The sequence below is a fragment of the Kamptonema formosum PCC 10802 genome (genome assembly GCF_000332335.1).
Classification (GTDB): Bacteria; Cyanobacteriota; Cyanobacteriia; order Cyanobacteriales; family Oscillatoriaceae; genus Oscillatoria.
The window spans coordinates 5,357,339-5,378,666 of the sequence record NZ_KB235948.1 but is presented as its reverse complement, the minus strand read 5'-3'; the positions used below and the strand labels follow the sequence as shown (position 1 = coordinate 5,378,666).

Sequence of the window (21,328 nt, the reverse complement as noted above, 5' to 3'; positions counted from 1 at the left end):
TTGCAGGCGGGAAAGGGAGTGAGGGGATGACCAAAATGAGATGCACCCTTCCCCCGCTGATTCCTATTAATCAAACGGATAAAAAATTATTAATTGCTGCAAAAGCAAAACGGGCGAAGAGCGGTTCACCGGCATGCCGCAGCCACCGGATGGAGACTTTATCCTTCAGCCCTCTCCCAGGACACCGGCTCTTCTGAGCGGCAGATCACCTGAGCGGGAAGACAGACAGTAAAAGTAGAGCCAAGGCCCAACTCACTCTCGACAGTGATATCGCCGCCCATCATCTGACAGAACCGGCGGCTGATGGCCAATCCCAAGCCGGTGCCGCCGTACTTGCGGGTTGTGGAGGCGTCCGCCTGGGTGAAGGACTCGAAGATGCCGAAAATCTGCTCTTTTGTCATGCCGATGCCGGTGTCGGAGACGCGGAAGACGATCCAAGGAGCGGGGGAATTGGAGAGGGGAGATTCACAGGGGGAGAGGGAGTGAGGGGCTAAGGGAGGGAAATAACAGTCATTCTCCGCCTCTCCCTCTCGGCCCATATCCCCCTCCACCCCGCTCACCGCCAGGGAAATCGTCCCCCCTTCAGTGAACTTGGCGGCGTTGCCCAGCAAGTTGAACAGAACCTGGCGCAGCTTAGTCAGATCGGCGTGCATAGTGCCCAGATTGAGGGAGACAGTGACAGCCAACTTATTGCCATTCTTCTCAACCAGTGGCTGAATAGTAGTCTGCACTTGAGCGATGACAGTGGCAATGTCGAAAGTTTCCAGACACAGCGTCATCTTACCTGCTTCAATCTTCGAGAAGTCGAGGATGTCGCTAATCAGTCCCAACAGATGCTTGCCGGCAGAATTGATTGACTTGAGATCCTCGATAAAATCTCCATCTCCCAAACCGAGATCCTCAGCGTCCTCTTGCAGCAGCTCGCTGTAGCCAATAATAGCATTGAGCGGCGTGCGCAGCTCGTGACTCATATTTGCCAGAAACGAGCTTTTCGCACGGTTGGCAGCCTCAGCGACAGCCTTAGCCTGATACAGCTCTGCCACAGCCCGCACGCGCTCGGTGATGTCGCGAGCGAAAATGCAATTGTACTCCTTGCCGTTGAATTCCAAATAATTGACAGTAATTTCCACCGGGAAGATAGAACCCTCCTTAGTCTGGTGGCGGGATTCAATCGTGAAGGAGCCGAATTGCTTGATTTCATCCCAGTAATCAGGCCAAACCTCAGCAGGAAAATCTGGATTGATATCCTGCAGTGTCATCGAAAGAAGTTCTTCGCGGGAGTAGCCCAGAGACAGACAAGCTTGATCGTTGACATAAAAAAACTGCGCCTCGGGCGTCACCCAAAAGACAGCATCAGCAGCCCGGTCGATGGAAAACTGCAGCAGATTGTGCTGCTCCCATATCTGCTGGCACTCAGGCAATAGCCGCACCGGCTCGCTGCCATTTCTCAGGCACGCCGGTGCGGGGGAGCAAGAATTCTCCACCGGCTCCAAGGGAAAAAGGAGAGAGTTGGATTCATCCAGAATCCCTCCCCCGTCACCCTTGCGACAGGTGTTTCCCACCCGCACGCAGTCGGTGATGTCGCGCACGAGGGCCAAGACCTCACTGTCTGAGCTGACGGCAATCCGAGCCTCACAGTAAGTGCCGAGTGCGGGGGTGTTCGGGAAAAGGGAGTTTTCCAGAGAGTTCAGTGGGAGTTGAGCGTTCCGTTGAGCATTCTCCCTCGCTCTCGCCGTCGAGAGTTCCCCGCGCAGCTTGGCGGTATCGGGGGAGCTTTTCTGTGGCAGCTGGAAACGGCAGATTTGGGTTTGGCCCGTTTCCCGGGCTCGCTCCACCGCCAGCGCCACCTGCTCTCGCACCGGAGCGGGCCACATATCCGGTGCGGAAAGGCCATCACACTGACAGCGGCGGAGGGGGGCGTCTGTGCTGAATTCCCACAGGTCGAAGTCCCGTGCCGGTTGGCTATCGAGGCGGGAGCCCTCTCCGTCGAGCCAGAAGATGGCATCCGGGAGCGCATTTAACAGCGCGCCATATCTGGCTTCGCAGCGGGCCCAGTGGCCCGCTCGCAGCGCCAAGGCCACCGAATCCCCGACCGACGCGGCAAAATTTTCTTCCCCCACCCCCCAGGGGGGCGATTCTTCCGCCTGTTCGCAGCGCAGAACCCCCACGGTTTCGCCACCCAAGCGAATCGGGACATCCAGCCGGCGAGTTGTGCCGGCAGCCGGGAGATCCCCATCCGTGTGCCGGTCGGCACTTTCATTTCTCGGGCAGCGTTCGTAAAGGTCAAGGCAGGTCATTTCGCGCGGCGTGCTGTAGAGCCACACACCGGCAGAGCGGGCGTCCAGGGCGTGGGCCAAAGCCGAGGTCATTTCTCTCAAGCACGCCTTCAGGTCGCCTGCAGTCAAAGTCTTGCGCCTTGCCAGTTCCTGCACGACTTGGCTGTGCCGCCAAAGCCGGCTCTCGGGTGCGCTGCGGGAGAAATCAGGCTGGGTTGCGGCGTTGGAAGGGGGCGTTTGCGCCGGCACCGGCTCGCCGGTCGAGAAGAACAAAATCAGGCCACCGATTTCCCCCGCCGGCCCCACCCACGGACGGATCTCCCACTTCAGCGTGACGGTGGGGCCATCTGGGGAAGCCAAACCCTCTTCTTCCCATCGCTCCACCGCCCCTGCCAGACAGCGCTGGCCAATTTCCCGCCAGCGCTGAGCACCGGCGCAGCCGTTAGGGCAGCTGCTCCCTAGGAGCGGGCTTTCTTTACTCTCCCCCCCCACAGAGATCCGCGTTTCGTGAAACTGGGGACACACCTCGTAGAGACAGCGACCGGCGATGTCTTGGCCATCTGAGCCGCAATCCGCCAGCCACCGGCGAGACGCCAGCAGGTAGCGCATCTCCCTATCTACCATCGCCACGGCAGTAGGGGTGTGTTGCAAAAACAGCTGGAAGATGTCTGGATTTTCTGGGGCGTACATGGGTCATATCGCGTTTAGATTCGATTTTATAGTTTAGGATTCGTGATTAACCGTAAAATTAACAATTAAAGACAGTTTTTAATTTTTCCCAGTTTTATAGCCACTCCCGTCAGTCAGCCGGACTTTACAGCCCTCAGCGCGTCTTTCTTAATCAGAGTAAATCGGAGCGTCTGCTCGCCGCTTTGCTGCCCCTAGATCGGGCGGCGCTGGTTCATTGCTGGAGACAAGTAGGGGCGAGGAAACAGATATAGCAGTATTCACTTGGGTTAAAATATTAGACCTTCAGGGGGGGCGGGACGCCTGCCCTACGTCTATATCCCAGTAGTAATATGGGTTAGGACAATAGGAGCCGGAGTGCGGGGGTGCAAAAGAGGCCGAAATGTACGAACCTAAGTGCCTACTGCTATATTCTCACTCCCCGAGTCACATGTTGATAAACCCGCTCCCAAAATTGCCCTCTCCTCCTGTGCCCGCCCGACGCCAACCCGCTGGGCGGGCATTGTGTGGGCGCGGGGGAACGGAGATCCTGACTTCCCGGGGAAGATATTAATAAATGCACCCTACTGCGGGACAGACCCCAGACAATCATTCTGCGCTCTCTGGGGGTATATGGTGACGGCGGTCACTTGGCGGGCAGTTTTTTATCCCTGTTTGTGTATGATTTCGATCACTAAGCATAACAGATAGGGTCACACCCCCTCTATGCCGGCGATCGCTGTATATTCAGAAAACATATCATCACAATGAGAATAGCGGGTTCTGTAGGTTGTTATGGCAGATAAACTCTTCCTCCCTCAAGTCGCCACTCATTCAACTCAGATCGTGTCACAGCTTAAGAGTGGCCAGCTGCTGGCGCTCGCTCCGGAGCGCCTGGGCGGTCTGGTTATCTGCAAGCGCCACCATGCGGAGTTTGCCGGTGCGGGGTCAGCCGTCGGCGGTTTGTTCGACCTGACTTGCGTGCGGGTGATTCCGCTGGGCGATGCGGTCTTGGTTCATCCCGAGTCCCGCGAAGACCGCCAGCAGGCTTATGCCACCAGGCAAAAATGGATTGACCTCACCCAGAAGGCGATTCAGCATGCGGTGCCCATGTGGCGAGCTGCGGCGATTCTGACGCTGTTTGAGCAGTATTTTGACGCTGAAACTGCCGCCGGGGTGCCTGATGACGTTGTGGCCCTGCTGGCTGCAGTTTTGCCCAAAACGGTGGGGATGGTGCGCCAGCCGGCTCAGGTTTCGGATGAGAGCAGCCTTAAAAATCGCCGCACCAGTCCGGCAGTGACAGCGGGAAGTTCCAGCTGCGGCGTCAGCCCCACATCCTCGAGCTGTTGAAAGTGCCGGATTGCCTGGGGGTTGAGGGCAGCCAAACGCCGGCCAATCTCAGGACCGGTGAATTCTGACTGCTGTCCCCAAATGATCGCTGTTGGCACGCTCAGCTGGGTGATATACAGCGACAGGTCAAAACACAAGTCGCCGCGCACAAATGAGAGGGCGGCATATTCGGCATTGGGCTGCAAAGCGGATTCCAGGTAGGCATCTGCAATTTCTTGGCACACTCGGTCGGGGCGAGCGAATTGCCGGTTTTCCAGGAAGCTTCGGATACCTCCCTCGGTGGCAACACCGGCACTGTAAATGAGCCGGTCTAGCAGGGGGGTGCCGGCTAGCTGGGCAAAGAAGCTGTTCCTGTAATTTTCCCCAAAGTCGGACAGGCCGGCGGGGGATGTCAAAATCAGGGATTTGAATAAATCAGGGCGCTGTATGGCAGCGCGGATGGTGAGGGCACCCGTCAGGGAAGAGGCGATGGCCGTGACGGGCCGGTCGCAAGTCTTCTCAATGAATTCGACAATCGTGCTGATATAGTCCTCAATCTGGTAATTCCGCGCCGGATGCTCGGAGCGCCCCCAACCGATTAAATCTGGTGCTAGAATTCGGTATTCTGCTGCAAACGCTGGGTAGACTTTCGACCACTCGTAGGCAGACGACCCCCCACCGAAACCGTGGAGAAAAATTAATGTGTCAAAACTGTCATTCCCGGCATCTGTCGGGGTTAGCCACGGTTCCCCAACGGCGGTGTAGTACACCATTCTGCCGAGAGCGGTGACAGTGGATTGCTGCTCAAAACCTGGTGGGAGAAACATGAACCAACCTCATTGATAGGGCTAGACACGATTTTAGAGTTTAAATTTTAGATTGGCTTTTCATCCTGCAACCGCCGGCACACCGCCCTTGCGCCGCGCCCGCACGCAGCCCTTGAAAGCCTTTCAGCAGCCAGCACTGACGCCCCGCTCCCATCCTGCTCCCTCCCGGGCCGGTGCCCCCTCCAGAATCTAAAGATATCGTAAACTTTAATTTCATTGTATAAAGATTTGATAAAAACCAGGCCGCGCCCCCTCCTGTCCCGGCTGGGCCCAACCCGGAGCAGCCCGTGATTTCTGGGCTTTCCGGCGCTCTGGCAGGGCCTTGGAATGCCCTGCGCCAGGGGTTAGGGATTGGGGGGAGAGGTGTCAGGGTTCAGGGACAGCCAGCCAAATTTCTGGAAATGGGAGAGAATAGAGGGGTGAGGGGCGACACCCTTTAATCACAGGGGGCTGCGCTGGGAGTGAGGTGGTGGGAGCAGCAGGGGCTGGAAGTTTTGTGATGGCTGTCCTCTGATACCAATTTTGGATTTTGCATTTGGGATTTTGGATTGAAAAATGCGGAAGTAAAGCCTTTTCAGCCACAGCCCAAAATAATATCTATCTAAATTTGGTATTATAAGCTATCACTATATCGTCCGGTTGGAGCGCAGGCTGGTATAGCAGTAGGCACTTAGGTTAGGACAAGGGGTTTAACATGATGTAGGGGCGGGTTCACCCACAACCTGTGCCAGACAGCTACAACACCGATAAACCCGCCCCTAACCTCTGATATAGCAGCAGTCATATTGGGCCATAGCGTGTCCTAACCAATATGACTGCTGCTAGAAGTTTAGATTGTCTAAATTTAGAGGAGCAAAAGCCAGCCTTAAAATCCAAAATTATTGCCTCCATGTATCGCCTGATGGGCTATGTAGCAGAACGGGAAACTGTGTGAAGAGGAGCTATGGCAGAACAGTGCTGTGTTCAAGGTAACGGCTTCAAAAAGCTCGAACCCCCTGAACCTGAGATTGAGTGGCGCGAGCCGCCGGAAATAGTGGCGTCTCCCTGTCGGGAGCGGAGGGCAAAAGACGCTCGCTTACTGCTTGCTGCGCCTGCGTGCGTGCGGTTGGATTTGGAGGATTTGAAATGTTTTGAAGTCGTAGACCGCCAGTTTGAAAAGTGGGGCGTGACCTTCAACAATGCAGTGGCCATTAATCCCTCAAACCCAGCTTTCCCTCCCCACTCTGGCACCACTGTGCTCATCGGAGCGCCCAAAAGTGGCTTTTTGGAAGTGACCTTCAGCCAGCCGGTTCGCTCTGTCAGCGGCTTTGTCACCAGTTCCCGGCGGGCGGTTTTGGTGGCCTACGAGGGCGACAGCCAGCCAGCGGCCAGTGCTGAAATCCCTGGCCCCAATCTGGCCGGTTCGGATTCTCCGATTCCCCCCAACGCTCAATTGAGTGTGAGGGCCAAGAATATCTGCCGGGTGACGTTCTTGACTTTTGATGGCCACCTGACGGTGGGCGACTTGAGCTTCGTGACCTAGTGCTGGGGGCACCGGCACCAGGGGTGCGGCGTGCGGGCCTGGAAGATGGCCCCGGGCCAGCGCCGGTGGGCTGCTCAGCCCCCGTCTCCCAGAGCGGTGGGGAAAGTTGCCCAGGTGCGCGCCGGCTGCAGCTATCGTAAGATAGCTAGAGACAATCCGCCGATTTTGTGCGGCCAGAACCGCCCGTCTGCGGTCTGACTCAACCGAAAATAGCTTGAGAGCGGTCAGTCTGAAAAGGCACTGGACTGGCTGGGGCTGCTGCTTCTGGGGCGGGTTGAGAAATATCCTCCCCAACCCACAGACATTCAAGCGTGAAACCGCCCCTGCTGAGCGGGGGAAAAATTCTCAGACGAGCCTCTGGCCCCTAGCCCCTCCCGACGCCCCCAGCAGCCTTAAAGCGCTCTTCCTTTTCTTTTTGGCAGTAAACAGGTAAGCTAACGTGGCACAGGCGTTATCTCGCTGGCAGCAACTTATTAATGTGATTCAGGAAAAATCGCTTCCAGAATTTAAAATGGCAGCTTTTCAGAAGCTTTCGCGGCACCGCTTCCGGGGCCCGGGAGGCTGGCTTTTGGGCCTGACGGCGCTCGCGGCCCTGTTGCTCTGGAACTGGAAGCTGCTTGTGGCCACCGGCACCGGGGTGCTGGTGATGTTGGGGGTTTACGCGCTGCTCTGGAACTGGAACGCTATCCAGTCAGAGCTGCGCCAGTTTTTCCGGGGCGCGAACTCCCATTTAGCCACTGCAGCCGGCACCGGCTCTGTGGCCATCCTCAGCACTTACATGGCTGAAACCATTTGGGAACACTCAGAAAACCACTGGATTGCTGCCGGTGCGATCCTGCAAGGTTTGGGCACGATGGCAATCTTAGTCCTGCTGGCAGCGCACATTATCTCGGGTCAAGCCAGTAGGGATGAAGCTTCGTTCAACGCTTTGGTGACGGACCTGACTGATGCCGATCCCCTCAAGCGTCTGATTGCGGTGCGCCAGCTAACAGGTCTAGCCGCCAGCCACCGGCTGGACCGGACTGACCTGAACGCTACCCTCGAGTGCTTCCGCCTGATGCTCGGTCGGGAGTCCGAACCGCTGGTCAGAGACGCAATCCTCAATGGCCTGCAGGCAGTGGACACTAGCCAACAGCTCCCTCAAGGCGCTCCACCCCTGTCTGTACCTGTCGCGAAGAAACGGTCTGCGGCCAAAGCTTTTAAGCGAATGCCTTAGTTAGAGCCCAGGTTTGGTACAATTTTTGGCCGTGTGCCGGTGCGAGCACTCGCTGCCGCCGCAGCGCCACCGGCCCGCTCGGGACTTGCGCATTTTAACGGCACTCTCAAAGAAACCGGCACGCAGGGAGGGGAGATTTCACACAAAGCCGCTCCGCTCACACCCGACACCCTCACCTGTTTCGGTTTCCCCGTACAGGGGGAGAAAAACTTCTGTGCTTTAGGAGGCAACGGCGCGCTGTACCTTTACGGAAAGCGCCCCCAGTTGACTGTGTAAGTCCTAAAGATGTCAGCAATGATACGGAGCTGCCTTGAGCGCTTTTTCCCACACTTCTGTGGAGCATCCCTGACCGGCGGGATGCTGCTGGCTCTCACACTTCTTTGCATCGAGTGGACAACTCGATCTTCACTTGCCATGATTGAGGGGTCTAACCCATCAAGGTCCTGTCCCTCTCAATCCGGCAGCCGGCGCGAAATTAGATTCTGTTAGACTCAAGCACGGAGACAAAGGTAATGTCAGGAGCTAATCCAGCATTCAGTTTGGGCCCAACTTCCCCTTCAAATTCAGCAGCAGCGGACAGCCGGCTCACGCAGGCCAGTCCAACTCAGCCCACAGAGGTTAGCCCTGTCGATCGGACACAAACAGCTGCCAGCACTCTCCGAGCAGAGCGACTCGAGGCACAAAATTGGGAAGAGTGCGTGCGTCAACTGGGTGAAGAGCTGCTTCGGGTGCGCCAGGAAAGAGGGATTTCTCTTTACCAACTTCACTTGCAGACGCTAGTACCGCTCCATCATCTCAAAGCTTTGGAAACAGGGCAAACAAACAAATTGCCAGAGGATATCTATGTCCGGGGCTTTCTCCGCCGGCTTGGCGATGCCTTGGGGCTGGATGGCGCTCGGATGGCGGCTTCCTTGCCGGCACGGGCGCTTAATTCTCTGGATTCCCTCACTAACCAGAATGTTTCCTCGTTAGGATTTTCCCTCGGTCCGGCTCATTTTTACTTTGGCTATGCAGTCTTGATGGTGGTCTCAGTGGGCGCGCTACTTTTGCTGTCCCATGAACCAACACCAAATTCAGATTCCAGCCAACTTAGAGAGTATAAAGTTGAGTTAAATCGCTGACGCTCCCCCACCCGCCTGACGGCGATACTTGAAATGCATTTCCACATTCCAAGTAGAGGTCGTCTCTGCCCTGCCAAATTCCTCTAACGGGCTAGGGACATCCTCTGGGCTGGGGGGCGGGATGAGCCCTCACACCAGCAGTTCTTATCCTTTCTGCTGAGATGATTCCTGATTGACTGCAGGACGCTGTGGGAAATCTGTCACAAGGGATAAAGATATAGCGGTTTTCAGTTGGATGAAGTACATGCCAGAAACCCGGTTTCTTTAAGAAACCGGGTTTCTCAGTACCTCACTCAGATGAAACCACCGTAGAAATCATTCCAATGTCTGGAAATTTAGCTAAGCCCGGAGCAGGGTGCCTTCGCTTATGGCACCCTGGTATTGATTTAAGCCTGAAGCGGTTAGATACAGCGGGAACCAATATAGCGGTTCTCCGTTGGATGAATTGCGGGCAGAAAATAACTCGTTAAATAAGCTAAAATTGCTCGCAGATTAGGGATGTTCTGACATGCGCGGTCTTGATTGGCTTCGCCCCGCGATCCGATGGCAGCGAGCATCACCTGCACTTGAGCGCTTGAGAGGTTTAACGCAGCGGCATTCCCTCTTGAACTGCACCTGACTCGATTAATATTACTCTATTGCCGTATCAGGATATTGTCAGCAGGCACCCCATGTTGCCACCCCGCTTTCATCCCACCCCTAGAAAGGGTGTGGCTCCTGTGGCGGGGCTCTCTGTAAAAGTCCAGTGGCACCCCTACAAACCCAAATCTCTAATTTTATCTGACCGCCACAATCGGAAAGTAGCTAAGTGTGCGGTTGGCTCCCCACTGAGTCCTGATACAGCCGGCAGAACGCGAAAATCTGAAGGCAATAATGTGTTGGTGTGAGTTTGTATGTCTGCTCTAAACGCTCTGACTGGTTTTTTACGGTCGCCTGGGAGAGCCATCCTGGGCTTATGCCTGGCGGCTTTTGCGGTTCAGGAGCTGAACCATCAGGCGATCTCCAGCGCCAGCGCCTCATCTCTGGGACCGGCCATCTCCGCTGTTGAGCCAGCCCGCACAGCACCCCCCGCACCGGTCCGCGCACTCGCCACCCTTGCGGAATCCCCCGATCCCCAGGCAGCAATGCCTGTCAGGGGTGCCCTGACAACCGCCCAAAACGTCCAGATGCTGGCCAGTCCCCGTTTCCTGCGCGTCGAACAAGTGCGGGGAACGGTGACATACGGGCCGTCCCAGCAGCCGGTGAGAGCCGGCCAGCGCCTCCGGCAAGGCACACGAGTGAGTACCGGCAGCGACTCCAGCGCTCGTTTGCTCATAGACAGGCAGATGGGCTCGGTGGAAGTGGCAGAAAACACAACGTTTCAAATCAAAACGCTCACCAGTAGAAAAACTTCCCTGTTCGTCACTGCAGGGCGGGTGAGATTGTCGGTTTCGCCAGGGGCTCGCTTGCGGGAGACATATAAGTCACTCTCAGGAGGTGGGGGGCAGTCTGTACGGGCTCAGAGCACTTCCAGTAAAGATTATCCGATCGCCGTTGAGACGCCAGCTGGCATTGCCGGCGTGCAAGGAACCTCCTTTGGCGTCAATGTTGGGCCTATGGGCAAAACCTGCATTGCCACGCTCCAGGGCACAGTCGCCGCACAATCTCAAGGGCGAGAGGTGCTGGTGAATGCTGGCCAGTATGTGGTGATCGAGCCAGGAAAAGCGCCTATGCAACCCCAGAGGGCTCCCAAACTGGCCGAATTCCGGCTGCTCAATGTCAAGAGAGTCAGTGCCGGTGCTGTTCGCGCTGTCGGTCAAGCTCACCCGCTGGACTTGGTGTCTGTTAATGGCAGAGCGGTGCCAACTGATGCGGATGGCAAGTTCTCAGTTATAGTAGAGCAACCTTTGAATCGTCGCATCAAGTTCGTCCTCAGGGGACCGGCAGCTACCGAGAGAGTTTATGACATAGCAGTTCTTTAGTTCCAGAGTTTTGAGTTGCGGCGGCGCATCGATCGAGCGCAAGGTTGTGAATTTTTATAATTAGAGTGCATTTTTATATCCCGGTTTACAGACGCGATTTATCGCGCCTTTATCCCCGTGAAAAACGGGATTGGCGGGGCGATTATAGCAGTAGCCATATTGGGCGCGGACAACAGGAGCCGGGGAGCCGGGGAGCCGGGGAGCAGGGGAGCAAGGGAGGCCGAAATGTACTAACCTAAATGCCTACTGTTATATAGACGTAGGCCAGCGTCTGGCTGCCCTGAAGGTCTAATGTCCTAATCTAAGTGGCTACTGCTATATCCCGGTTCTGTCACTTTCGGGCAATTTGACGAATTTGCGCTATTTCAGGCAACGACAGATGGGGCTTTCACCCCGGTTTGACAGAAGAGGTATATTATAGACATTAAACGGAGCGCCCAAGCTGCGATTGCCGCCAGTTCGGCTATCCACGACGCCTGAAGCTGCTCAACGAGCGCTTTAAAACCGAAGGCAGACCGCAGATAAAGTTTGGGATTGGCACCCACACCGGCACGGTTGTTGCCGGCACGGTGGGGGAGCGGGCCGGCTGAGCTATTCGGTACTCGGCGATACGGTGAATGTGGCGGCGCGCCTGGAGTCGATGACTAAGACGCTGACTGCGGACAAGCCTTATAAAATTTTGCTGGCGGACAGGACGCTAGCCTGTGTGAGCGACCGCTATGGCGCAGCGGAAGTCGGTGCTGTCCAACTGCGGGGCAAGCTAACCGATACGCTGGTTTACACTATCTTGGGGGAGTTGCCAGGAAATTAGGGCTTTGCGGTGATGGGAGGGGCGGTGTGCCGGCGATCGCTAATAATGAACCGCCAAGACGCCATAGACGCGCCAGCGGCTTCCCGCAGGGTAGGACGCCAAGATCGAAGAGGAAGAGGGATAACTGAGGTCCTCGGCCAAATGCCGCCGGCCACCCCCCCTGGGTCTGATAAGCAAAACTTATCTCTCGCATCAGAACAAATGCTGGTTCAACCCCTTTACAAACCTTAACAGGCTGGTTAAGATAGAAACATCATACGAACCTCGATAATTCAATAGCACTCATAAACACATGACCACCACCTTACAGCGCCGTGAGAGCGCCAATGTCTGGGAACGGTTCTGCAGCTGGGTCACATCCACCGAAAACCGCATCTATGTCGGCTGGTTCGGCGTCCTGATGATCCCCACCCTGCTCACCGCCACCATCTGCTACATCATCGCCTTTGTGGCAGCTCCCCCAGTGGACATCGATGGCATCCGCGAGCCGGTCGCAGGTTCTCTGCTCTATGGCAACAACATTATCAGCGGTGCGGTTGTCCCCAGCTCCAATGCTATCGGTCTGCACTTCTACCCGATTTGGGAAGCGGCTTCTCTGGATGAGTGGCTGTATAATGGCGGCCCGTACCAGTTGGTGATTTTCCACTTCCTGATTGGCGTCTTCTGCTACATGGGGCGTGAGTGGGAACTCAGCTACCGGCTCGGTATGCGTCCTTGGATCTGCGTAGCTTACAGCGCTCCGGTTGCTGCTGCAACTGCAGTGTTCTTGATCTACCCGATCGGTCAAGGTTCTTTCTCGGATGGTATGCCTCTGGGTATCAGCGGAACTTTCAACTTCATGTTGGTGTTCCAAGCTGAGCACAATATCCTGATGCACCCGTTCCACATGCTCGGTGTTGCCGGTGTGTTCGGCGGTAGCTTGTTCTCTGCCATGCACGGTTCTCTGGTGACTTCTTCTCTGGTTCGCGAAACCACTGAAACTGAATCTCAAAACTACGGTTACAAGTTCGGTCAAGAAGAAGAAACCTACAACATCGTTGCAGCTCACGGCTACTTCGGTCGCCTGATTTTCCAATACGCTTCCTTCAACAACAGCCGCTCTCTGCACTTCTTCTTGGGTGCTTGGCCGGTTATTGGCATCTGGTTCACCGCTCTGGGAATCAGCACGATGGCGTTCAACCTGAACGGTTTCAACTTCAACCAGTCTGTGATTGACTCGCAAGGTCGGGTTATCAATACTTGGGCTGATGTGATCAACCGCGCCAACCTGGGTATGGAAGTGATGCACGAGCGCAACGCTCACAACTTCCCGCTCGACTTGGCTTCTGTTGAAGCTCCCGCTATCAAGGGCTAATTCTTCTCTATGCAGAGACGCGAGATGTCGCGTCTCTGTAGCAATCAAAAGCGCTCTCCGAAAGGGGGGCGCTTTTTGCTATTTAAACTTGCACTGAATGTATTGTTGAAATACAGGATTGAGCTGAAACATCGCTCGCGCTCCCACTTGCACTTTTTCCACTAAGCTGCGTCGCGCTAAAGATTGTATGGCTTGCCAAACATCTGATTGGCACAAGTCACTGTCAGCCGGTTGCTGTGAAATATCTACAGCTTCATCTTGACTCGCTAACCAGTAGCTCACCTTTGTTTCTAACTCCGATAAGCGCTCTAAGTGAGATTCTAAAAGGGGTTCTAAGTCCCCTAAAAAGATATGAGTGCGACCGGCTAAAAACAGAGACACGCTCCCGTTAAATAGTTCCACAATGGTTGAAGCTATGATGTTTAGCCAGGAAGGGTGGCCCTGATACAGGGTAATTAATTCAGACCACTTTTCCTCATCTGTTAATCCTTTTTCTCTGAATATTTCACCGGCATGTTCTCCTAACCCTTGCAGGTGTAATGTCCGCGCGAGCCGGCTGTCACCTTCTAAAGCAGTGATGTCTCTGGGTTTTTCCCCGCTGAGGAGGATTAAACAGCTGTTATGAGAGGATGTGGCAACTTGTTTAAAGAATTTGCTATAATCTTCATAGCCTGGTAAATATTGACCGGCTAGTTCGCCGGGACTGAAAATATTCTGCAGGTCTTCCAGGATCACTAAACAGCGAGAGGAGCGAAAATAATCGAGGACTGTAGGTAAGGGGGGGTGTTGCGACTGTGAGAAAAATTGGGTGAGCTCGGTTTGGAGGCTGGCAAGTGTGGGAGTGTTGCTGAGACTTCGCCAGATAATATAATCAAATTCGGTTTGAATGTCTTCGATGAGTTTGACCGCAAGTGCGCTTTTGCCAATTTCACTTAAGCCGTAGATCGCAATCAAGCGGGTGCGTGCGTGTAGAATCCACTGTTTGAGGGTGGAGAGTTCTGCGGTGCGGTTGTGGAAGATAGCCGGTGCCGGTGCGTCTTTTAAATCGATTCTTGGCGATAGGTGATTGTTTTGGGGCGAGTCAGCGGGAGAGGGCGATCTCGTTGGCGAATCTTTGGTAGTTTGTATGAATTGACCGCCAATATTAATGGTATCAATTTGGAATAAGCAGTTGCCCTGAGGGTGCGCTTGAGAAACCCTATGTCTTTTTTCTAGCTTGGAGCGAAAATTTGATTTTTTGAGGTCTTCTCCTAATTCTTCAGCCAGCTTTTCCCATAACTTAGCAGCTTCTTTCTTAACGTGAGATTCGCTGCAATGAAAATCTTTAGCTATTTGAGGATATTTTTGTCGCTGCCAAACACCCGTTATTATCGCTTCCTGTATGGGTGTGAGCGGTTCTCCAGTTTTCTCAACCATCAAATTCTCAACCCATTCTAAAACATCTTCAACGTTCATAGGTGAGCGCAGCTCAATATATAGTTTTACTGTTTTTTTACAATCTGCACTTCTGAGGACAGGCGAGACGCCTGTGCTACGTCTGGATGGCGTCACGAGTCTCTCGTGCTCACACCGGCGGGGGTGGGCGTTACGAGTGTTTCCGGTGGACACCTTTGAGGACAGGCGAGACGCCGGTGCTACGTCTGGATGGCGTGGGCGCAGATGTCTCGACGCTCTCCACCGGGGGGGCGTTACGAGTGTTTCCGGTGGACACTCTTGAGGACAGGGGAGACGCCGGTGCTGCGTCTGGATGGCGTGGGCCCAGATGTCTCGCCTGCGCCGGTGGGCCAAGACGGGTTTGTTTACTATAACTCAAGTTGCTACCTACAAGTCTGGGCATCCAGATCCCCCCAAACCCCCCTTAAAAAGGAGGGCTTTGAGTATGTCCCTCCCTTTTGTAGTGCCGGTGGCACCTTGCCCGCCCCGGCTAGGGGGGGAGCTCACCTGACTCACTGGTAAGTAGCAACTTGGGTTACTATATCCTACCAAATCCTACTTTGTCAACCGAATCCTGCCAAATCCTACCAAATTTATTCAGGATGGTTAGGGGAATTGGGTGCTAAATGTACTGTTTTAGGCTTGTAAAAGCTAAAAGTTAGAGAGTATGATATTAGGAAATCGCTAACAGAGTATAAATCTCCATGTCTGATTTATCGCTTTCAGGATCTCCACCTTTTTGGGGAGATGAGAATACCCTAAAAATTTCGCCCCAAAGTGCCAATGTCCTCAACTCAGCTTTGACTGGGGTTCAATCCCAGTTGCAGGAGTTTTTCTCTTCACCCACTGCTTTAGAACGACTGGATCGAGTTTTTGAGATTGCTAATCAAAACGCTGCTAATCTGCTGGTTCAAAATGGCGCTGCCGGGATTTTTGACAGCATGCCCCACCTGCAAATTCTGAATGATGCAGCCATGAATGGGGCGCAGGGAGCTTTTTCCAAAACTGAGAACACAATTTATTTAGCTGATTCCTTGCTGGGCGGTGACGTTCGACAAGTTGAAGAAGTTTTGATTGAGGAAATCGGCCACAAGTTTGATGTCTTGCTCAATCCTGGTTGGGATACTCGTGGCGATGAGGGAGAGTTGTTTAAGAACGTTGTCTTAGGTTTACCGCTGAGTGACTCAGAGTTGCTGCGGATTCAGACAGAAGATGATTCCAGCTTTGTTGTTATAGATAATCAGCAGATCGCTGTTGAGCAAGCCTATAACAGTACAGATGTAACGGGAGATGGGAAAGCTGATGCCATCGTATCTAATAACGAAGGGGTTTATGTCAGACGTTCGGATGGCAGCAAGTTTTTGCCGAACGAAAAATGGACAGACATTGGTTATTGGGGAACGAAAGGAACCTGGTTTGCTGATGTAACGGGAGATGGGAAAGCTGATGCCATCGTATCTAATAACGAAGGGGTTTATGTCAGACGTTCCGATGGCAGCAAGTTTTTACCGAACGAAAAATGGACAGACATTGGTTATTGGGGCTCGAGAGTAACAGGTTTTGGTGATGTAACGGGAGATGGGAAAGCTGATGCAATAGTATCTAATGACGATGGGGTTTACGTCAGACGTTCTAACGGCAGCAAGTTTTTACCGAACGAAAAATGGACAGACATTGGTTATTGGGGCTCGAAAGGAACTTGGATTGGTGATGTAACGTTAGGTTACTACGGTGCTCTTTCTTCATTAAGCGAAAGTCAGTGGGATCAGCAAAGTGGAGATAATAATGGATTTGAGCAGAATCCTGTTGGGGGGGGAGGAGATCAACGATGGAAAACAGATGATCGGATCGAGCAGATTTACACCGATCTTTCTAATGATATCTTTGGCTATCGAGTCCCCATGACTACTGGTTATGCTTACGACCAAAGTTATTACTCATATTATGGGACTTGGCACGCTGGTCTTGATATGGGAGCAAATAATGGGGCTACAATTAAAGCTCCACTCGGCGGAACAGTTGCATGGCTAAGTGGTTCAGGAGATGGGAATATTTTTGTAGAAGTTAACTCTGATGATGGCCGCCAATGGGTTTATGGTCATTTGAAATCTTCAAGTGGTTTATGGACGGGAAAACGAATCAATTCTGGTGAAACCGTTGGTATTGTTGGCGCTCAAAATCATTTGCATCTTGAAGTCGAAAACGGTCAGGCTTACGGTAATACACAAGGAGCGATGACAAATCAAGGGACATTATTAAGTGCTACAGTAAGTCCACTTATGGCTTATTGGAAGTGGCGCAACCGATAGTAATGTATCCACAACTAATTTAACTCGTTCCCAGGCTCCCGCCTGGGAAAGCTTAGTCTGAGGCTCCGCCTCCCACATGATTTGACCATAAGGTATCACCCTCATCAATGGCTTAATCACACCGGCAATCTCATCCTCCGTATTATCACACACTAGACCAAGTGTAAACCGGCACCGTCAGGCAGTTCGGCTGGCAATTCCCAACTGCCAGCCCACCGGCCTGCATGTGGGCCACCGGCACGCCCACAACAGCCCTTCCCCCTAGACGCTATTCGGATCTACTCCCATCGCCCGCAACTGGGCGGCGAGACGTTCAGCCCGCTGTTCAGCTCGCTCAGCCCGCTGTTCAGCTCGCTCAGCCCGCTGCTGTGCGGCTTCCTCCGGTAACGGCACTAAATTGCCTTCCCGATCGTAAAACCGCAACCACACCGCCGGCTCCCCATCTATTGTCCCCTCCCAGGTTCCCAGCCAAAAGCCCAAAGTCTCGCACCACAGCCACCCCCGCTCAGAATCCACCAAGGGCTGATAGCGCTGAGAAGCATCCAAATGCCACCCTTGCAAGGAATTAGGCTCAAACGGGTCAAACACAAAATAATCGGCTGTCTTGAAAATCCGCTCGTAAATATCCTTCTTTTTACCGGTGTCTATCCGGGCTGTGCTTGGAGACATCAGCTCTACAATCACATCCGGATAGCGACCGTCTTCTTCCCACACCACCCAGCCGAGGCGTTCTCTTGTCCCATCCACATTGAGTGCGGCAAAGAAATCTGGCCCTCGAAAGTCGCGGTTGCGAGCCTGAGCGCTGCTGTAGTAAATAAACATATTGCCGCCGGTAAAGAAGTCATTGCGATCAGCCCAAGCTTGCCGCAATGACCGGATTAGGGCGTTCATGGCGATGCGGTGACGGTTGCTCTCCAAAGGTTCTCCATCATCAAATATTAAATCCGTTGGCGGCATGGGGGGTTCCCATTCCTCAGCCACGGCGGTTTCGGGGCTTGTCTCAACAGTCAGCTCGACCGGCATATTCTCAGCTCCCTACTTCGGGAAGTTCTCGATTCCTTATCATTATAACCTAAAAAGTCGCGACTGCACCGGCAATCTGATTTGAAGCCTAAAGAAACCGGGTTTCTTATACTGGGCAACGTCAACAGCGGATACTTACTACAAAAACACCCTAGTTTTTCGATTTCAGGCGATCAATTAATTCCTGAATTAGAGCTGAATTCTCCACCGGTAATGTAGCGCATTGCAGCTTGCAAAGGCAGGCACCTTTCTTATCCCCCTTCCCTATAGCCGGTCTAAATGATTTGCGCAATCGCTGGGTTGCCAGAAACCCGGTTTCTTAAAGAAACCGGGTTTCTGAAATTTACACGAAGGATTTAGACGCGCTATATCTGGAAATTCCTAAGATGAATTCAATCTGACAGTCACCGGCATCCCCTCGCCATCCGCCACCGGCTGATAGTTTTGCGCTCGCACAGTAGAAGCAGGATTGAAATTTTGTCGGCTTACCTAAACCTCCTCTTACTCCCCCTCCCCGCAAGCGGCTTTGGTTTATACACAAATCCCTGTTATGCCAATTTTTCATGAAGTTGTACAGCCCTCTTTCTCCCCCCTCTCCCCTTGTGGGAGAGGGGGGCTGGGGGGGTGAGGGGCTTTCTGTGGTCACATACCCAAGATGTCTATAAACAGTAGCCGCATGCGGGGAGGGGGTTGGGGTGCCGGATTCATCCGACAATTGCGCGAGGCACCTAAAATTGAGGGTATCAGTTTGTGATTTCTCTCAAACCTAACTGAGCAATACCCTTATGAACAAAACTGCAAAACTTGCTCTAGCTGCCTTAGGTTTAGCCACTGTATCTTTTGCAACATCAACAGCCGGTGCTAGCACTAGGCAGCGCTTGCCAGCCGGTCAGCCGGCACCTGAGCGGGAAATCGCCCCCCTGCTGTCGCAAACCCAACCGGGTTGGGAGGCTGCTCTCAAACTGGGGCGGCTGGTGGGTGCCGGTCAAGAAGTAACCGCTCTAATTATCCAGCTCAACGTCCTCCAAAAACCAGAAACAACCAGCGCCAACGCTATCTACGAACTGTTCGCCCGTCAAAATGACCAGTGGGTGCCCATTTATACCAGCACCGGCGCGAGGGCGATCGCCAGCTCGGCCCAGCAGGTGGCCTTGGAGCCAGAAGTGATTCCCCTGTCGCAGGTGCGGCGGGGGCTGGGTGAGAAGGTGGATCTGGCCAACTTAGAACTGAAAGCGGTTGTGCGGGTGCGGTACGATCTCAACGGAGAAGAGCGCTGGAAACAGCTGCAGCTGGAGGCGCTGCAGGACTACGACGTGATTGCCCAAACCCCAACTGCCGAGCTAGTTGCCACCGGCACCGAGAAACCCGCCACCGCCACCGGCACCGAGAAACCCGCCACCGCCACCGGCACCGAGAAACCCGCCACCGCCACCGGCACCGAGAAACCCGCCACCGCCACCGGCACCCAGACTCCCGCCACCGGCACCGGCACCGAGAAACCCGCCACCGGCACCGGCACTCAGAAACCCGCGCAACCGGCAACTGCCGGCAGCAGCGCCCAGACGATCGGCCCAGGGGAATTCAGTCTGGCCATCTTGCAACCCTCTGGGACTCCATCCAACGTCACTGTGCGGCTGTCCCTAAAAGCCAAACAAATAACCGGCTATTTGCGGGAGCGGTTTATTGGCGACTTCCGATACCAGCCTTCCCAGCGGGCTAAATTCATGCGAGGTCTGTATGCAGGCGACCGGGTTGTGGTGCGCCTGTACGATCTGGAAAACCGCCTAATTGGCTTGAGCGAATTGGAAATATTGCCAGAAAACGCCGCAATTCAGCTGATTCTCCCGGAAAAACCGGCAGAATCTCGCGTGGTGCGAACTGTATATGGGATTGACAGGAACTCTGACGGCACCATTGATGCCAGCACCCGCACTTACGACTATTTCACACAAATCACCGGCTCGACTGCCGGTTCCGAACGAGTCACCTTTGTCAGCAACGTGCGGAATATTAACACCGGCCAGTTTCAGGGAAAAGGTTTGCCGCCTTCTCCCAGCAGCAGCATTTATCCGCCGTCCTTGGCTAGTGGCCCTTTTTCCGCCCTCAACCGGACGGCAGACGTGTTCCCATCGGACTTGGCACCGACTTTGAAGGCAAAACCGGGGGAACTGGTAGAGGCAGTTAAACTGAGTAATAAAAGCACCTCAACTTACGAAGTCAGCCAGTTGATGGCCAAGTATCGGGAAAAAGGGGTCAGCAAGGAAATCCAGGTGACTTTTGCGGACGTGCCGGCTTCCCACTGGGCGAAAGATTTTATTGCCGAACTGGCGGCGCAAGAGATAATCAAAGGGTTTCTCGACGGCAACTTCCAACCTGACGCGCCGGTGACGCGAGCTGAATTTGCAGCTATGATTCGCAGAGCGTTCAAACCGATTTTGAGCCGGCAGGCGGTGGCGTTTAAGGACGTGCCGGCTTCCCACTGGGCCTTTAGCGCCATCCGGGACGCTTATGAGATGGGCTTTTTCCAGGGCGACACCTTCAACCCCGACAAAAAGCTCGACCGGCTTGAGGTGCTGGTGGAGTTGGCCAGGGGACTGAATTACTCTCCCAAAGGCTCTACTGACACTGTGCTGAAAGTCTACAGCGATGCCGGTGCTATTCCTGGGGATGTCCGCAGCTGGGTAGCGGCGGCTACAGAGCGGAGTATGGTGGTTAACTATCCCAATCGCGGCGCACTCAATCCCAAACAGGTCGCTACGCGGGCGGAGGTGGCGGCTTTTCTCTACCAGGCGCTGGCCACCACCGGCAGTGTGGCTGCCATCTCCTCCCCCTATGTGGTGAGTTCCGCAGGCAAAGCCGGTGAGGCCCAAGGACAGAGCAATCCGCGCCCTTAGCTCTGGTATCAAAGGCTACCTGGAGGGGGAATTCAGCAGCGGGTAGCCCTTTTGTTTCTTTTTGTAATTTACGTTTGATTACTATGTTAATAGGCCGCCCTGCGGCATCAACACTTCCGCCGGCGGCGCGGCAAATAATATCACTTCCGGTTGAATACTGTTCTCGTTCCCAGGCGGAGCCTGGGAACGCCCCTTTGGAGGCTCTGCCTCGTTTCAAGGGAAGGGAAGAAGACAGAGCCTCCAGACTCCCTTTCCGAGGGAGGATATTGTAGGGTGCGTTCCGCAAAGCGGAACGCTACTGGGAACGCCCGCAGCAAAAGAAAAAGTAATCAAGCGAAAATTATAAAATTGACCGCCGGTTTCACCGGCAGCCGGCGATGGAGAAACTTGTTCCTGAAACAAGGTAGCCAGAGTGAAAATTTTCACATTAGCTTGCCATTTTGAGGCTTCTGATGCGGCAAATGCAGGGATTTCCGGGCACTGGCAGCGGCTTCTCGCTCCAGCAAAGTCTGGCCTGGATGTCCTGGCTTTGCTGTCCCTGAGGTTATGTTAGAACGTATCGCCCGCCTTCTAACAAGACAGGCG

The 21,328-nt window shown here is 54.1% G+C and carries 16 protein-coding genes; 12 read left to right on the top strand and 4 right to left on the bottom strand.

From position 1 onward, the window contains the following. Window positions 1-158 precede the first annotated feature (158 nt). Window positions 159-2,966 (bottom strand): ATP-binding protein, encoded by a 2,808-nt coding sequence (locus OSC10802_RS56190; RefSeq protein WP_017719239.1) that lies wholly within the window; start codon window positions 2,964-2,966, stop codon window positions 159-161. Between the two features lie 771 nt (window positions 2,967-3,737). On the opposite strand from OSC10802_RS56190, the gene OSC10802_RS50860 reads away from it, so the two are divergent. Then, complete coding sequence (locus OSC10802_RS50860; RefSeq protein WP_198525177.1) at window positions 3,738-4,292, top strand: hypothetical protein; 555 nt, start codon at window positions 3,738-3,740, stop codon at window positions 4,290-4,292. Here OSC10802_RS50860 and OSC10802_RS0123595 read toward each other — a convergent pair. Next, complete coding sequence (locus OSC10802_RS0123595) at window positions 4,190-5,098, bottom strand: alpha/beta fold hydrolase (RefSeq protein WP_017719237.1); 909 nt, start codon at window positions 5,096-5,098, stop codon at window positions 4,190-4,192. The genes OSC10802_RS50860 and OSC10802_RS0123595 overlap by 103 nt on opposite strands. 811 nt (window positions 5,099-5,909) lie before the next feature. Here OSC10802_RS0123595 and OSC10802_RS55810 point away from each other — a divergent pair. From OSC10802_RS55810 to OSC10802_RS0123550, 8 genes are all read left to right on the top strand, one after another. Then, complete coding sequence (locus OSC10802_RS55810) at window positions 5,910-6,032, top strand: hypothetical protein (protein WP_255349166.1); 123 nt, start codon at window positions 5,910-5,912, stop codon at window positions 6,030-6,032. Window positions 6,033-6,041: 9 nt separating this feature from the next. Further along, window positions 6,042-6,620 carry a hypothetical protein gene (locus OSC10802_RS0123585; protein ID WP_017719235.1) on the top strand — a complete coding sequence of 193 codons (579 nt, stop codon included), beginning with the start codon at window positions 6,042-6,044 and terminating at the stop codon, window positions 6,618-6,620. 439 nt (window positions 6,621-7,059) lie between these two features. Then, window positions 7,060-7,836, top strand: coding sequence for a hypothetical protein (locus tag OSC10802_RS0123580; protein WP_017719234.1), 777 nt, complete (start codon window positions 7,060-7,062; stop codon window positions 7,834-7,836). A 33-nt stretch (window positions 7,837-7,869) separates the two neighbouring features. Then, window positions 7,870-8,112 carry a hypothetical protein gene (locus OSC10802_RS0123575; RefSeq protein ID WP_017719233.1) on the top strand — a complete coding sequence of 81 codons (243 nt, stop codon included), beginning with the start codon at window positions 7,870-7,872 and terminating at the stop codon, window positions 8,110-8,112. Between the two features lie 236 nt (window positions 8,113-8,348). Continuing rightward, window positions 8,349-8,957 (top strand): helix-turn-helix domain-containing protein, encoded by a 609-nt coding sequence (locus OSC10802_RS41460; protein ID WP_017719232.1) that lies wholly within the window; start codon window positions 8,349-8,351, stop codon window positions 8,955-8,957. Between the two features lie 893 nt (window positions 8,958-9,850). Beyond that, a complete protein-coding gene (locus OSC10802_RS41455) occupies window positions 9,851-10,918 on the top strand; it encodes a FecR family protein (protein WP_017719231.1) in 1,068 nt (355 codons plus the stop codon). 586 nt (window positions 10,919-11,504) lie between these two features. Then, window positions 11,505-11,729: an adenylate/guanylate cyclase domain-containing protein gene (locus OSC10802_RS0123555; RefSeq protein WP_082218339.1), complete on the top strand. Its 225-nt coding sequence runs from the start codon at window positions 11,505-11,507 to the stop codon at window positions 11,727-11,729. A gap of 292 nt (window positions 11,730-12,021) precedes the next feature. After that, on the top strand, window positions 12,022-13,083 hold the full coding sequence (locus tag OSC10802_RS0123550; RefSeq protein WP_017719229.1) for a photosystem II reaction center subunit D1: 1,062 nt from the start codon (window positions 12,022-12,024) through the stop codon (window positions 13,081-13,083). 78 nt (window positions 13,084-13,161) lie between these two features. Here the strand turns inward: OSC10802_RS0123550 and OSC10802_RS0123545 are convergent, their stop codons facing one another. Next, the gene (locus tag OSC10802_RS0123545; protein ID WP_017719228.1) at window positions 13,162-14,538 is read right to left on the bottom strand and encodes a helix-turn-helix domain-containing protein; all 1,377 of its coding nucleotides are present in this window, start codon (window positions 14,536-14,538) and stop codon (window positions 13,162-13,164) included. 204 nt (window positions 14,539-14,742) lie between these two features. On the opposite strand from OSC10802_RS0123545, the gene OSC10802_RS50850 reads away from it, so the two are divergent. Then, window positions 14,743-15,039 (top strand): hypothetical protein, encoded by a 297-nt coding sequence (locus OSC10802_RS50850; RefSeq protein WP_155968293.1) that lies wholly within the window; start codon window positions 14,743-14,745, stop codon window positions 15,037-15,039. A 182-nt stretch (window positions 15,040-15,221) separates the two neighbouring features. Beyond that, entirely contained in the window at window positions 15,222-16,826 is a 1,605-nt protein-coding gene (locus OSC10802_RS44715) for an FG-GAP-like repeat-containing protein (protein ID WP_017719227.1), read from the top strand. A gap of 261 nt (window positions 16,827-17,087) precedes the next feature. On the opposite strand, the gene OSC10802_RS57050 is transcribed toward OSC10802_RS44715, so the two are convergent. Next, on the bottom strand, window positions 17,088-17,849 hold the full coding sequence (locus tag OSC10802_RS57050; RefSeq protein ID WP_017719226.1) for a Uma2 family endonuclease: 762 nt from the start codon (window positions 17,847-17,849) through the stop codon (window positions 17,088-17,090). Window positions 17,850-18,634: 785 nt separating this feature from the next. Here OSC10802_RS57050 and OSC10802_RS44710 point away from each other — a divergent pair. Beyond that, complete coding sequence (locus tag OSC10802_RS44710) at window positions 18,635-20,743, top strand: S-layer homology domain-containing protein (RefSeq protein WP_017719225.1); 2,109 nt, start codon at window positions 18,635-18,637, stop codon at window positions 20,741-20,743. The last annotated feature ends 585 nt before the right edge of the window (window positions 20,744-21,328 follow it).